The sequence below is a fragment of the Streptomyces sp. NPDC104106 genome (assembly GCF_055584345.1).
The window spans coordinates 97,774-111,966 of record NZ_JBVJMF010000014.1 but is presented as its reverse complement, the minus strand read 5'-3'; the positions used below and the strand labels follow the sequence as shown (position 1 = coordinate 111,966).

11 protein-coding genes are annotated in these 14,193 nt (G+C 74.0%); 6 read left to right on the top strand and 5 right to left on the bottom strand.

Features of this window, described 5'->3' with window-relative positions; all coding sequences use genetic code 11:
- The first annotated feature begins 77 nt into the window (after positions 1-77).
- The 3 genes from ACZ60X_RS29180 (at position 78) to sucD (ending at position 3,591) form a co-directional block, all read left to right on the top strand.
- The gene (locus tag ACZ60X_RS29180; protein ID WP_469604630.1) at positions 78-1,007 is read left to right on the top strand and encodes a hypothetical protein; all 930 of its coding nucleotides are present in this window, start codon (positions 78-80) and stop codon (positions 1,005-1,007) included.
- A gap of 492 nt (positions 1,008-1,499) precedes the next feature.
- Positions 1,500-2,678, top strand: coding sequence for an ADP-forming succinate--CoA ligase subunit beta (gene sucC / locus ACZ60X_RS29175; RefSeq protein ID WP_469604626.1), 1,179 nt, complete (start codon positions 1,500-1,502; stop codon positions 2,676-2,678).
- A gap of 28 nt (positions 2,679-2,706) precedes the next feature.
- Positions 2,707-3,591 (top strand): succinate--CoA ligase subunit alpha, encoded by an 885-nt coding sequence (sucD, locus tag ACZ60X_RS29170; protein WP_469604623.1) that lies wholly within the window; start codon positions 2,707-2,709, stop codon positions 3,589-3,591.
- Between the two features lie 809 nt (positions 3,592-4,400).
- Here the strand turns inward: sucD and ACZ60X_RS29165 are convergent.
- On the bottom strand, positions 4,401-5,477 hold the full coding sequence (locus tag ACZ60X_RS29165; RefSeq protein ID WP_469604620.1) for a helix-turn-helix domain-containing protein: 1,077 nt from the start codon (positions 5,475-5,477) through the stop codon (positions 4,401-4,403).
- 96 nt (positions 5,478-5,573) lie between these two features.
- Here ACZ60X_RS29165 and ACZ60X_RS29160 point away from each other — a divergent pair, with 96 nt between their 5' ends.
- Entirely contained in the window at positions 5,574-7,358 is a 1,785-nt protein-coding gene (locus ACZ60X_RS29160) for a cell division protein PerM (protein WP_469604616.1), read from the top strand.
- A 422-nt stretch (positions 7,359-7,780) separates the two neighbouring features.
- Here ACZ60X_RS29160 and ACZ60X_RS29155 read toward each other — a convergent pair whose 3' ends face one another.
- Positions 7,781-8,629, bottom strand: coding sequence for a hypothetical protein (locus tag ACZ60X_RS29155; RefSeq protein WP_469604613.1), 849 nt, complete (start codon positions 8,627-8,629; stop codon positions 7,781-7,783).
- A 258-nt stretch (positions 8,630-8,887) separates the two neighbouring features.
- Between ACZ60X_RS29155 and purN the strand changes: the two genes are divergently transcribed.
- Positions 8,888-9,526 carry a phosphoribosylglycinamide formyltransferase gene (gene purN, locus ACZ60X_RS29150; protein WP_469604610.1) on the top strand — a complete coding sequence of 213 codons (639 nt, stop codon included), beginning with the start codon at positions 8,888-8,890 and terminating at the stop codon, positions 9,524-9,526.
- Positions 9,523-11,118, top strand: coding sequence for a bifunctional phosphoribosylaminoimidazolecarboxamide formyltransferase/IMP cyclohydrolase (purH, locus tag ACZ60X_RS29145; RefSeq protein ID WP_469604608.1), 1,596 nt, complete (start codon positions 9,523-9,525; stop codon positions 11,116-11,118). Before purN ends, purH begins: the two co-directional genes overlap by 4 nt.
- Before the next feature lie 72 nt (positions 11,119-11,190).
- Here purH and ACZ60X_RS29140 read toward each other — a convergent pair whose 3' ends face one another.
- The 3 genes from ACZ60X_RS29140 to ACZ60X_RS29130 all read right to left on the bottom strand — a co-directional run bounded on the left by ACZ60X_RS29140 (position 11,191) and on the right by ACZ60X_RS29130 (position 14,053).
- A complete protein-coding gene (locus ACZ60X_RS29140; protein WP_469604606.1) occupies positions 11,191-11,676 on the bottom strand; it encodes a hypothetical protein in 486 nt (161 codons plus the stop codon).
- Between the two features lie 107 nt (positions 11,677-11,783).
- The gene (locus tag ACZ60X_RS29135; protein ID WP_469604604.1) at positions 11,784-13,310 is read right to left on the bottom strand and encodes a protein kinase domain-containing protein; all 1,527 of its coding nucleotides are present in this window, start codon (positions 13,308-13,310) and stop codon (positions 11,784-11,786) included.
- Positions 13,307-14,053, bottom strand: a complete 747-nt coding sequence (locus ACZ60X_RS29130; RefSeq protein WP_469604603.1) for an FHA domain-containing protein — start codon at positions 14,051-14,053, stop codon at positions 13,307-13,309. Before ACZ60X_RS29130 ends, ACZ60X_RS29135 begins: the two co-directional genes overlap by 4 nt.
- Positions 14,054-14,193: the final 140 nt, after the last annotated feature.

The following is a 14,193-nucleotide window of genomic DNA, read 5'->3' as shown; positions in this document are numbered from 1 at the left end:
GGGGCTTGCGCGGACTTGGGGGAGCCGTGAAGGATCGGTGGAGCCCCTGTCGTGCCGAGCCGAGGACGTTACCCTCCTTGACCTTCCCCGCCGCCCCCCTGGAAGCCACCGCGCGCGTGCTGCGTACGGGGGCCGGGCGGCGCGCGCTCCAACTGGCCCTGCTGGTCGCCGGGTTGTTCGCGCTGGGGCTCCTCTTCGGTGAGCAGGCGCACGCGGCCGACGGGACCCCGGTGCGGGGCGCGGCGACCGGCGTCGCGCGCGAGACGCTCACGTCCGTGACCTCCTTGGCGTCGCCGGACTCCCGGACGGCCGGGCGGCAGGATGCCGTGCGGGACGGCGTGCGGAGCTTGCGGGACGTCGTGACCAGGGGCTCCGGAACGGCCTTCGGGACGGTTTCCCGGACGGTCTCCCAGGCCCAGACGGTGACCCGGACGGTGAGCCGGACCGTCGAGGGCACGACCGAGGCCGTGGTGTCGTCCCCCCTTCCGCTGCCGTCCCCGCTCACGCTGCCGTCGACCCTCCCGTCGCCGGACCTCGGCCAGAGCGTGCCCGTCGTCCCGGCGCCCGGATGGACGCACCCGGCGCCGGGGGCGCAGGAGCACGCCGGTGACACGACGGCCCGCGGCACGGCCGGGCCGGCTCACCCGGCCGCACCGCACCGGCGTCACGCCCGTCCCGGGTCGCGCGCCTCCACCCCGGCGGCGTCCGCCTCGTACGGGCCGGTGGCCGCTCGCGTGCCGCAGCCCCCGGCGGCCCGCCCCCGCGCACACCACGGCACCGCCGCCACCGGCACCCTCGCCGCCCCCGGCCGGCCCGCGCCCGCCGGGGTGCCGGACGGCGTGCTGGGCAAGCCGGCGGCCGACGGGACCGCGTCCCGTCACGCCGACCCGTGTGCCCTCACCCTCGGCCACCGGGCGCCCGAACGGCTCGTGCCCGGCGCCGCCGTGCGCTCCGACGCGCCCCGCACCCGCGACGGGCAGCGGGACATCCCCGTCTTCCCCGGCTAGGTCCACACCTCATCGGACCCCTTGGGCACCTTCGACGTGCGCAGGGGCCCGACTCGCTTCCGTGAGGTGCCTGGACCCGGACGGCCGAACGCCGTCGGACCGTTCTCGGCCGGGGCCCCACGGGTGAGGTGGCCGGCCCTCATAGGGGTGAGGACCGGCCACCCCGGCCCCGGAACCACCGTGGCCGGTCCAGAGGTCTCACCGGGTGGGCCCCAGCCCGGTGAGACCTCGCACATCCTCCGCAGACTCCGCAGATCACCCGTAGGTCGGCACGCCGTGCCACGGAACCCGGCATCATGTGACAGGTATCACCGCTCAGGTGTGACCCTCGATTTAGGGAGCCCCCGCAACCGGCGATAACCTGCGAGACGGACATGCCGCGCGCTCGGACACCGTGTGCGCCCCCCTTGTGACAAGCGGACGTCACGTTGCCCTTCGCGGCACGCCCACGCATCCAACGAACCGCGAGATCACTGATAGGGACGGAAGCGCGTGGACCTGTTCGAGTACCAGGCGAGGGACCTCTTCGCCAAGCACGATGTACCGGTGCTGGCCGGTGAAGTCATCGACACGCCTGAGGCGGCGCGCGAGATCACCGAGCGGCTCGGCGGCAAGTCCGTCGTCAAGGCGCAGGTGAAGGTCGGTGGTCGCGGCAAGGCCGGCGGCGTCAAGCTGGCCGCCTCCGCGGACGAGGCCGTCGCCCGCGCGACGGACATCCTCGGCATGGACATCAAGGGCCACACGGTCCACAAGGTCATGATCGCCGAGACCGCGCCGGAGATCCTCGAGGAGTACTACGTCTCCTTCCTCCTCGACCGTGCCAACCGCACCTTCCTCTCCATCGCCTCCGTCGAGGGCGGCATGGAGATCGAGGAGGTGGCGGCCACCCGTCCGGAGGCCGTCGCCAAGACGCCGATCGACGCGATCGACGGCGTGACCCCGGAGAAGGCCCGCGAGATCGTCGCGGCCGCCAAGTTCCCGGCCGAGGTCGCGGACAAGGTCGCCGACGTGCTCGTGAAGCTGTGGGACACCTTCATCAAGGAGGACGCCCTCCTGGTCGAGGTCAACCCGCTGGCGAAGGTCGCCTCCGGTGACGTCATCGCCCTCGACGGCAAGGTGTCGCTCGACGACAACGCCGAGTTCCGTCACCCCGACTTCGAGGAGCTCCACGACAAGGCCGCGGCCAACCCGCTCGAGGCCGCCGCCAAGGAGAAGAACCTCAACTACGTCAAGCTCGACGGTGAGGTCGGCATCATCGGCAACGGCGCCGGTCTCGTCATGAGCACCCTGGACGTCGTCGCGTACGCCGGTGAGAAGCACGGTGGCGTCAAGCCCGCCAACTTCCTGGACATCGGCGGTGGCGCCTCCGCCCAGGTCATGGCGAACGGCCTGGAGATCATCCTCGGCGACCCCGACGTCAAGTCCGTGTTCGTGAACGTCTTCGGTGGCATCACCGCCTGTGACGAGGTCGCCAACGGCATCGTCCAGGCCCTGAAGCTCCTGGAGGACCGCGGCGAGAACGTCAGCAAGCCGCTCGTCGTCCGCCTCGACGGCAACAACGCCGAGCTGGGCCGGAAGATCCTCACCGACGCCAACCACCCGCTGGTGCAGCGCGTCGACACCATGGACGGCGCGGCCGACAAGGCCGCCGAGCTGGCCGCCGCCAAGTAAGCACTCAGGACGAGGACACCAACACACCATGGCTATCTGGCTCAACAAGGACAGCAAGGTCATCGTCCAGGGCATGACCGGCGCCACCGGTATGAAGCACACCAAGCTCATGCTCGGTGACGGCACCAACGTCGTGGGCGGCGTGAACCCGCGCAAGGCGGGTCAGACCGTGGACTTCGACGGCACCGAGGTACCCGTCTTCGGCACGGTCGCCGAGGCCATCGAGAAGACCGGCGCCAACGTCTCCGTCATCTTCGTGCCGGAGAAGTTCACCAAGGACGCGGTCGTCGAGGCCATCGACGCCGAGATCCCGCTGGCCGTCGTGATCACCGAGGGCATCGCCGTGCACGACACGGCGTCCTTCTGGGCGTACGCCGGCAAGAAGGGCAACAAGACCCGCATCATCGGCCCGAACTGCCCCGGCATCATCACCCCGGGCCAGTCGAACGTCGGCATCATCCCGGGCGACATCACCAAGCCGGGCCGCATCGGCCTGGTGTCGAAGTCCGGCACGCTGACGTACCAGATGATGTACGAGCTGCGTGACATCGGCTTCTCCACGGCCGTGGGCATCGGCGGTGACCCGATCATCGGCACCACCCACATCGACGCCCTGGCCGCGTTCCAGGACGACCCGGAGACCGAGCTGATCGTGATGATCGGCGAGATCGGCGGCGACGCCGAGGAGCGCGCGGCCGCGTTCATCAAGGAGAACGTGACCAAGCCGGTCGTCGGCTACGTCGCGGGCTTCACGGCGCCCGAGGGCAAGACCATGGGTCACGCCGGCGCCATCGTCTCCGGCTCCTCCGGCACCGCACAGGCCAAGAAGGAGGCCCTGGAGGCCGCGGGCGTCAAGGTCGGCAAGACCCCGACCGAGACGGCCAAGCTCGCCCGCGAGATCCTGGGCGGCTGAGCCCGGTTTCCCGGCTGATCACCGGTAGGCCCGTCCCCTCCGCCGGGACGGGCCTACCGGCGTTCGCACCGGGCCTCTTCACCAGACCCCTGACCGGCCCTGCCGCACCGGGCTCTTTCACCGGCCCTGCCCCAGCCCATTTCGCCGGGCCTTCCGGTCTGGCCGTGGCCCACCAGATCCTCTCGCCGAGCCTTCCGGCCCGGCCTCGCCGCACCGGCTCCTTTCGATCAGGCGGCCTTGCCGCACGACGCCTTGCCCGCCAGGCCCCGCCACGCCGGGCCCACGCCGGGGTCTGGTCACGCCGGGCTTCCCCGCGCCGGGCTTCCCCACGCGGGGCCTCCTCGTCCGTGGCCTTACCCGGCCGGGCTTCTCCGCCGCGGGCCTCGTCAGACCGAGCCTCCCCGCCCCGAGCTTCCTCGCCTCTGGCCTCCCCGCCCCGGCCTCCTCACTTCGGGCCTCCTCGCCCCTGGCCTCACCCGGCCGGGCCTCCTCACGCCGGGCCTCCTCACGGCTGGCCTCCCCGCCCCGGCCTCCTCACTTCGGGCCTCCTCGTCCGTGGCCTCACCCGGCCGGGCTTCCCCGCCGCGGGCCTCGTCACACTGAGCGTCCCCACCCCCGGCTTCCCCGCCCCGAGCTTCCCCGCCCCGAGCCTCCTCGCCCCTGGCCTCACCCGGCCGGGCCTCCTCACGCCGGGCCTCCCCACCCCAGCCTCCCCGTCGGGCTTCCCCCCCGGCCTCCCCACCCCCGGCCTCCCCGCCCGCGCCTCCCCGTCCTGGCCTCCCCGTCCCGGGGTATCTGGCCGGGCGGTTTCAGCGGGGCGTGGGGTGTAGTCGGTCCGGGGTGCCCGTCGCCGAGGCGCGCAGCTTTGCGCGCAGCGCCTGTTCCTTCTGGGACAGCGGTCCAGGGGCCACCCGGGCCGGGACACCCCGCACCGCCTGGGCGGGGGCGATCGGGGCCTCGTAGTGCGTCGGAGCGGTCCGCAGCGTGAGCGTCGTGGCGCCGATGATCGTTCCCGTGAAGGCGATAGCGGCGCGGGTCCAGAAGACGGTCCGGCGCTCGCCGACCGTCCGTACCGTGGTCGGCTTCGACGCCCGCAGGCGCTCCGCCGAGGCCAGTTCCAGCAGCCGGCGGTGCAGTTCGGCGGGGTCGGCGAGTTCGGGGACGTGGGCGGCCACGGCCCGGCGGGCGTGGGTCAGCCGGCTCGCGGCGGCCGGGGTGCTGGCCTCCGTCTCCGCCGCCGTCTCCGGCAGATCGAGGCCGACCCCGTCGTAGAGCACGAGCGTGCGCCGGTAGGACGGCGGCAGCCGCAGCAGCGCGTGCAGCAGCGCGCGGTCGGCCGGGTCGGCGGGCGGCGGTTCCGGCTGCCGGTGGCGGGGGCGGAAGCGGTGCCAGGGGGAGAGCGCGCAGTCGTACGCCAGCGCGCGCACCCAGCCGGCCGGATCGCGGTCCCGGGCCACCTCGGGCCAGCGCTGCCAGGCCAGCTGGAACGCGCGCTCCACGGCCTCGCGGGCCAGCTCCCGGCGCCCGGTGAGCAGGTAGGCCTGGCGTACGAGGGCGGGGGCGCAGAAGGCGTACAGCGCGTCGAAGGCCTGAGAGGGTGTCAGGGGCTCGGGCAGGTCGGCGACGGCTTTGTCCGGGCGTGCACCGGCATCCGCCCGGGGCGCCGGCTGACGCGCCGTCGGCTCGGCGAGGGCCGTCAGCAGTCTGGCGTACGCCTCGCCCTCGGCGCCGTCCGGGACGCGATGGCCGGACTCCCACGCGCGCAGCGTCGCGTTGCTGACACCGACGCGCTGCGCGACCTGAGTCAGCGTCAGTGTCCGTGACTCGCGCAGGCGTCGGCGTTCCTTCGGCGGTGGCAGCGGGGTGGCAATGCTCTGCGTCGTCACCGTGCACCCTTCCGTACGAAAAAGAACATAAACATATATTGGGCGACACTTCGGGAGTTCTCCTGTTACGACGGGAAAGCGCGTGTCGTTGGGAGCATGGCGGGCGTGACCCTGATGACCGCTCGCCGACCCTCGCTGTCGACCCTGCTGACCCGGCTGCGCGACCGCTCTCCCGGACTGGCCGCGAGCCTCCTGGGCGGAGCCGTCGCCGCGGGACTGGGGCTGGGTTCGTTCGCCGTGCTCGTGATGGCGCTGTGGGTCAGTTCGCCGTACCCGGACAGCGGTCCGGGCGGCGCGCTGCACATCGCCGCCGCGCTGTGGCTGCTGGCGCACGGCGTCGAACTGGTCCGCACGGACACGCTCTCCGGCGCGCCCATGCCCGTCGGGGTGACCCCGCTGCTGCTGCTCGCCCTGCCGGTGTGGCTGGTGTACCGCGCGGCCCGCGAGGGCGTGGACGCGCCCCCGGCCTGCGATGCCGCTCCGGGCGCGGCTCCCGGTGCCGGTTCCGGTGCGGACGGGCCGCCGCCGGTGCCCGCCCGCACCGTGTGGACCGGGGTCCTCCTCGGCTATCTCGGTGTCGGCTGCCCGGTCGCGCTGTACTGCGCGGGCGCGGAACTGCGGCCGTCCTGGATGTGGGTGACGGCGTGTCTGCCGCTCGTCGCGGCGGGCTCGGCGGCGGCCGGGGTGTGGTCGGCGTACGGGCGGCCCCGCGAACCGGTGCGGGCGCTGCTGCGGGTGCTGCCGGACCCGGTGCGGCGGACGGTGGCGGGGACGGACGCGTGGCGCCGGCTGGCTACGGCCGTACGGGCCGCCGGTGCGGCGACGGCCGTGCTGCTCGGCGGCGGCGCGGTGCTGGTCGGGGTGTCACTGGTGTGGCACGGCGGTGCGGCGCGGGCGTCGTTCCTCCAGTTGACGGAGGGCTGGACCGGGCGCTGTGCCGTGCTGATGCTCGGCATCGCGCTGATCCCCAACGCGGCGGTGTGGGCCGCGTCGTACGCCCTCGGTCCCGGATTCCTGCTCGGCGCCGGGCACATGGTGCATCCGCTCGCCTCCCACCCGGCCCCGCTGCTGCCGCCGTTCCCGCTGCTGGCGGCGGTGCCGGACGCGGGGACCGGGACGCCGGTGAACTGGGCGGCGGGGGTCGTGCCGGCGGTGGCCGGGGTGACGGCGGGGTGGTTCGTGGCGCGGGCGGCCGTACCGCGGCCGGAATCCGGCAAGCCGGCGGCGGCCCGCTGGTCGGCCGGCCGTACCGCCGGGGTGGTGCTGTTGACGGTAGCCGTCTGCGCGGCGGGCTGTGCGCTGCTGGCCGAGCTGGCGGGCGGCCCGCTGGGCGTGGCCGCGCTGGCCCGCTTCGGCCCGGTGGGGTGGCGGACCGGGGGAGCGGCGGGCGCCTGGACGGCGGTGCTCGCACTGCCGGTGGCGCTGGTGGTACGGCTGTGGCGGCTGTGGTGGGTGCGGCCGCGGGGCACGGAGATCGCGGCGCAGGGCACGGTGAAGGAACGGACGACGGCCGAGAGGGCGGCGGGGACAGCCCGGGAGAAGGAGAGGGCGAAGGAGACCGGGACGGCGAAGGAGGAGGAGAAGGGGAAGGGGGCGGCAACAGGGAAGGCGAAGGCGGACAAGCCGGGCAGGGGCAAGGGCAAGGACAGCGGCAAGGGCAACGCGGACACCTCGCCCGGTACCTCCGGCTCCACCGGCGAGGAGCTGTACGACGTCCTCCCCGCCGACGACCCGTACCCTCCGGGCTGGCAGGACGACCTCGCCCGCGCCGCCCGCTGGGCGGCCCTGCGCGAGACGGCCGCCGGGCCCGACACCGCCGAGCCCGGCACCACCGAACCGCCGGCCGCGCCCGCGACCCCTGCGGAGACCGAGAAGCCCTGACCCCTTCCCGTGCGCCCGCCACGGCTTCGCCCGCCGGGCGCCGCGCGTCAGGCGTCGCGCACCGCGCTCAGCGTGCCGCCGCCGTGGTGCCGCCGGCCCACAGCGCGCCGCCCTTGTCCCGGCCGCACTGCGACCTCGGCGTCTTCGCGGGCGCCGGCGGCCTCCTGCACCAGCCTGGCGCCCCGACCTCGTCCCCGCCGGGGCCCCTCTCGCCGGGCGCGTCGGTGGCCGAGGCCGTCGCCGCGGTCAGCGGCAGGGGCCCCGAAGCGGGGCCGCACGCCGCGGCGACCGCCTGTCTGTCCTCCGCACCGCTCGCCGGCCGGTATGGCCACGCACGGGCAGGGCCTGACGTGGCCTGCGTCAAGGCGTTCGTCGCAAGGCCGGGAAACGGCACCCCGCGTCGTGGGCCGGCCGGGCCGCCCTCAGCTGTTCCCGCTCCCGAGGACCCCCCGCAGCTGCTGGGGCAGCAACTGGTCGCAGGACTGCTTCGCCTCGTGGGTCAGGGCGTCGGTCACGCAGGTGTAGTAGTCGCGGTAGACGAACTGGATCGTGAAGGTCGAGGCGACGAGCATCAGGGCGAGCGAGGCGGTGACCAGGCCGCCGACGGCCGCCGTCACCTGCGGCCGGCCGGTGCCGGGGGCCGGCGGGGTGCGGGGATCGGGCGTGCGGGGCTTGCCGCGCAGGGCGCTGACGCCCCAGTACAGGGCCAGGGCGCCGAGGAGCAGGGCGACGTACGGCCAGCTGAACAGGGCGAAGAAGACCGCCCACATGCCGGACAGCAGGGCGTAGCGGGCGCGGCGCTGGGACGGGTCCGCCGGGTCCCAGCGCATGCCGCCGGCCGGGCCGCCGCCGGAGCCCTGGGGGCCGCCGGGGCGTGGGCGTTCACCGAAGCCGCCGCCGGGCGAGCGGCCGGGCTGCCGGTCGCTCCACTGACTGCCCCAGGGGGACCCGCCGCCGCGGCCGTCCCCTCCGGGACCGCCCCAGGGGCCTCCGTCACCGCTCCCGCCCTCGGAGCCCTGGCCGTGACCGGAGCCCTGGTGGCCGTTGCCCGAGGGGTGCCGGCGGGGGCGCCAGGGGCTGTCCGGGGCGTCCTGCGGGGGCGGTGCGAAGGGGTTGTCGTCCTGGGGGCGCCCGGCGCCGTCCCGTCCTTCGCCGTCCCGCGGGGTGCTCGACGGCGAGGACGGCCGCTCTCGCAGCAGCACGCCGCCGCGCTCGCCTCCCTGCGCCGGGCTCGGAGGGAACGTGCGAAGTCGCAGGCTGCGAGCGGGCATCAAGAGAGCGTCTTCCCCTAGGTGGTGTGGCCTTCCACCCCGGCAACGCACAGCGCGGCGCGCGCGTTCCCGAGCCGGTTCCTCCCGAACGCTACCTTCCGGCCATGCCCCCGTCCCGTGGGGGCCGCCCAGTGTGCCGGTATCGTTGCTGGCGGTCGGCTGCTTCGTAGAGTTCCCCGTATCCGGGAGCGCGAAGCATTCGTACGAAGGTACGAGACCGCCGGATGAAGAACCGTGATCCCGAGAAAGGGCCCCATCGTGGCCGCCACCCCCGCCGCCCCCGCGGTCAAGCGCCTCGTCGTGCTGGTCTCCGGATCCGGCACCAACCTGCAGGCGCTGCTCGACGAGATCGCGCGCACCGGAGCCGAGCGGTACGGCGCCGAGATCGTCGCAGTAGGGGCCGACCGCGACGGCATCGAGGGGCTCGCCCGGGCCGAGCGGGCCGGGCTGCCGACCTTCGTGTGCAGGGTCAAGGACTTCGGCAGCCGGGAGGAGTGGGACGCCGCTCTCGCCGAAGCGGTCTCGGCGCACCGGCCCGATCTCGTCGTCTCCGCCGGGTTCATGAAGATCGTGGGGAAGGAGTTCCTGGCTCGCTTCGGCGGGCGGTTCGTGAACACCCACCCCGCCCTCCTGCCCAGTTTCCCCGGGGCGCACGGCGTCCGCGACGCACTCGCGTACGGCGCCAAGGTCACCGGCTGCACCGTCCACTTCGTCGACGACGGCGTCGACACCGGCCCGATCATCGCCCAGGGCGTGGTCGAGATCCGGGACGAGGACGACGAGAGCGCGCTGCACGAGCGCATCAAGGAAGTCGAGCGAAGGCTGCTCGTCGAGGTCGTGGGGCGCCTCGCCCGCAACGGCTATCGCATCGAGGGACGAAAGGTAGTTATCCAGTGACCGCCGAGAGCATCGAGAGCGGCAAGCGGGCCATCCGTCGCGCGCTCGTCAGCGTCTACGACAAGACCGGGCTGGAAGAGCTGGCTCGGGGGCTGCACGAGGCCGGTGTCCAGCTGGTGTCGACCGGCTCGACGGCCTCCCGGATCGCCGCCGCCGGCGTCCCCGTCACCAAGGTCGAGGAGCTGACCGGCTTCCCCGAGTGCCTGGACGGCCGGGTCAAGACCCTGCACCCCAGGGTCCACGCGGGCATCCTCGCCGACCTGCGGCTGGACAGCCACCGCGAGCAGCTCGCCGAGCTGGGCGTGGAGCCGTTCGACCTCGTCGTCGTCAACCTCTACCCCTTCCGCGAGACCGTCGCCTCCGGCGCCTCGGACGACGAGTGCGTGGAGCAGATCGACATCGGTGGCCCGTCCATGGTCCGCGCCGCCGCCAAGAACCACCCCTCCGTCGCCGTCGTCACCAGCCCCGAGCGGTACGCCGACGTCCTCGCGGCCGTCAAGGACGGCGGCTTCGAGCTCGCCGCCCGCAAGCGGCTGGCCGCCGAGGCCTTCCAGCACACCGCGTCCTACGACGTCGCCGTCGCCTCCTGGTTCGCGTCCGCCTACGCCCCCGCCGACGAGTCGCGGTTCCCCGACTTCCTGGGCGCCACCTTCGAGCGCGAGAGCACCCTGCGCTACGGCGAGAACCCGCACCAGCCCGCCGCCCTCTACGTCGACACCGCATCCCGGGGCGGCTCCGCCGCGGGCGGCGGCCTCGCGGCCGCCGAGCAGCTGCACGGCAAGGAGATGTCGTACAACAACTACACGGACACGGACGCCGCGCGCCGTGCCGCGTACGACCACGACGAGCCCTGCGTCGCGATCATCAAGCACGCCAACCCCTGCGGGATCGCGGTCGGCGCGGACGTCGCCGAGGCGCACCGCAAGGCGCACGCCTGCGACCCCGTCTCCGCCTACGGCGGCGTGATCGCCGTGAACCGCCCGGTCAGCAAGGAGATGGCCGAGCAGGTCGCGGAGATCTTCACCGAGGTCATCATCGCGCCGGACTACGAGGAGGGGGCTCTCGAAGCCCTCACCAGGAAGAAGAACATCCGCGTGCTGAAGGCCCCCGACGCGCCCTGCAACCGCGTCGAGGCCAAGCAGATCGACGGCGGCCTGCTGCTCCAGGTCACCGACCGCCTCCAGGCCGACGGCGACGACCCGGCCACCTGGACGCTGGCCAGCGGTGAGGCACTGCCGGCCGAGGAGCTGGCGGAACTGGCCTTCGCGTGGAAGGCCTGCCGCGCCGTCAAGTCCAACGCCATCCTGCTCGCCAAGGACGGTGCCTCGGTCGGCGTCGGCATGGGCCAGGTCAACCGCGTCGACTCCTGCAAGCTCGCCGTCGAGCGGGCCGGCGAGGAGCGCGCGCGGGGCTCCTACGCCGCCTCCGACGCGTTCTTCCCCTTCCCCGACGGCCCCGAGATCCTGATCGGCGCCGGTGTCCGGGCGATCGTCCAGCCGGGCGGTTCGATCCGGGACGAGCTGGTCGTCGAGGCCGCGAAGAAGGCGGGCGTGACGATGTACTTCACGGGCACGCGCCACTTCTTCCACTGAGCGTCCGCAACGCATGACGGCCTCCGGCCCTCCCCCGAGGGAGCCGGAGGCCGTCGGCCCGTGGGGGCCCGGTCAGCAGGGGCGCAGGGACCAGATCGGGTCCCAGGTGGCCGTGCCGGCCTCGTAGGCCGTGGACGTCCAGCGGACGCTGCCGTCCTGGTTGAAGAACTTCGCGACCGTGCCCGGCGTCTGGTTGTTGGTGAACGGGCCGTCACCGGTCCAGTTCGTCACGTTCCAGGTCTGGCACTTGTAGAAGTCGAACTTGGTGCCGTTGACGAGCATGCACAGGTGGCCGTACGCGCAGTCCAGGTCCTTGGCGGCGGCCCTGCCCCGCGGGGCCTTGGTGAGGGTCAGGCCGTCGTAGCGGACCTGGTCGGCGGAGGACGACAGCGGCTTCGGGTGCCCGGCGAGGACGTGGTCGGCGACCTGCTGGACGCTGGTGACCCGGGTGCCGTCCGGGGCGTTGTCGGCGACGGCCGCGACCGTGGAGCCGGCGACGAGGGCGGTGGCCGCGATCAGGAGCGCGGCGGGCTTGGCGATGTTCACGTGTTCCCCCATGTGAACGGTGGTGCATGAACGGTGTGGTCCCTCCGCCGTGGAGCCGTGGCGGAGTGGTTCCACCGTCGCAGCGGCCGCCGCCCGCCGGTACCTGTGAAGTCTCAGGGTCACTTCCTGCCCGGGGGCGCGTATTCCTTGAGGTAGTGGGCGACACGGGCGCAGTACTCGCGGTACTTCGGGGGAACTCCGCCCGTGTCGTTCACCTTCGTGTACGAGGTCCGGTAGGAGGCGGCGAGCAGGACGCGCCGGTCGCCCGGAAGACCGGGCTTCAGGCGGGGTGCCATGTAGCAGAGGTAGCGGCCCATGGCCGGGATCGAGACGGCGGGCGTGAGCGGTGGGGTGGGGGTCGCGGACGCCGGGACGCCGTTGTCCTGCATCCACCAGCGCAGCACTTCCGGGGTCCAGCGGGCGATGCCGTACTCCATGTTGCCGGGGTCGGAGAGGTTCGGGTCGAAGTCGCTCTCGGACTTGAGCATGGCCGCGATGAGGACGGGCGTGACGTCGGGCTGGGAGCACGCGTGGGCGGAGTCCACGATCAGCCGCCGGTACCGCACCGGGACGCCCCGGTCGGTACGCAGTTCCGAGGCGCCGTAGCCCGCGAGGGCCGCCTTGTCGTCGCCGCCGTGCTCCGCGGTCCACGTGCTGACGCCGTAGCCGAGGGCCGCGACGGCCGCGGCACCCGCGACCAGCGCCGGCAGGCGCCCGCGGCGCCACGGCAGCCGGGGCGGGAGGGACGGGCGCCCGGTGCCGGCCGCCGCCGCCACGCGCCGAAGCAGCGGCTGTGTCGCGACGCGGTCCGCGTGCGTGCGGGCCAGGCAGTCGCGGACGATCTCCCGCCAGGCGCCCGGGAGTTCGGGCGACAGGCGCAGGTCGTCGGCGCCCCGCGCGTAGGCGGCCGCAGCGTCGCGCCGGGCCGACGGGGTGCCGCCGGGCAGCGGGAAGGAGCCGGTGAGGACGAGGTGCGCGAGGACGCCGAAGGCCCAGACGTCGGCCGACGGGCGGATTCTGCGGCCGCGCTCGCCGATCTCGCCCCACAGCAGCTCGGGCGGGGTGTAGTCGGGGGTCGAGAAGGCGGGTGTGTAGGCGTGGGTGCCCTCCAGCTCGGCGGCCATGTTGAAGTCGGCGAGCCGTGCCGAACCGTCCGCCATCAGCAGCACGTTGGCCGGTTTCAGGTCCCCGTGCACCCAGCCCGCCCGGTGCAGCTGGGCCAGGCCCTCGCAGATCTGCGCGAGCAGCGCGGGCCCGGCAGGCGGGCGGGGCGCGGCGGCGAGCAGGGCGGACAGGGAGCCCTCGGCGCGCTCCAGGACGAGCACGGTGGCGCCGTCGAGGGCGGGGCGCTCCGGGTCGTCCACGACGAGGCTCTCGTACATCCGGATCAGCCGGGGCCGGCTCAGCCGGCGCAGCAACGCGACCTCCCGGTCCACCAGTTCCCCCAGGTGCGCCAGCTGGCGCGGGGTGTTCGTGCCGGTCGGCAGGAACTTCAGGGCGGCCCTGCGCGGCAGGCCGCGGGCGCCGTCACCGGTGCGGCGGCCCGCGTACACGCTGCCGAACGCACCCGTCGCGATCGGCTCGCGCACCTCCCAGGCGCCGACCCGGTACCCCTTCGGCACCGCGACGGCGTACGGCTCGGTCACCGGGCCGCCGTCCGGCTCGCGGAGCCGGAGCCGGACAGGACCACGAGGTCGTCCTCGCGCACCACGTCGAAGCGCAGCGCCAGGGAGACCAGGGACTCCTTCTTGCCGTTGAGGCGGGGGCCGGGGTCGGCGCTCTCCGGGCCGGGCTTGAGGCGCAGCTTCACGGCCAGGTAGTCGATGTTCCACTGCACCGAGGTGCGCGAGGCGGCCGGCCAGGCGGGGCGCAGCCGGTCCACGACCTGGTCGACCGTGGGCAGCGGGGCGTGCGGGTCACCGCGCAGGCGCGGTTCGCACAGGGCGGCCAGGACGGCGAAGTAGCGCTTCGTGCGGTCCACGGCGAAGGGCGCCGCGGTGGTCTCGCCGTCCGGCCCCGCGCCGTCGCTCAGGTAGTCGTGCCGCGGGGCCCACACCTCCAGGGCCAGCAGGTCACCGGCGGCGGGCAGCACGATCCGGGAGAACTCGAAGGGCACGGGCGCGTCGAGGCGGCCCGGTCCGACCTTGATGTGCTCGCCGGCGCCCTCGGGGTTCTCCACGACGTACGTCTGCCGCGCGGACAGGTTGCTCAGTATCCAGAACGTGCCCTGCGCGGCGACCTCGCCGGCCCGGCGGGAGACCCCGTCGTGCGGGATCGTCAGGCCGTTGCCGGGCGCCCGCCCGAAGCTCAGGCGCTCGCCGGGGGCGAGCCGGAGTTGGCGACGGTCGTCCTCCGTGGTCGGCGGAGGTACGACGATGATGCTGTACACGGTCCTGCGTCTCCCCGTGCCTGACGGTTAGCCGGGTCAGTACGGCTACCCCGGCCAGACTAGGGGGACACACCGGGGCCGTGTCTGCCCCCTTGACGGGTGAGACACGGCCCGTGACGGTGATTGGCGTGATCTGTTCC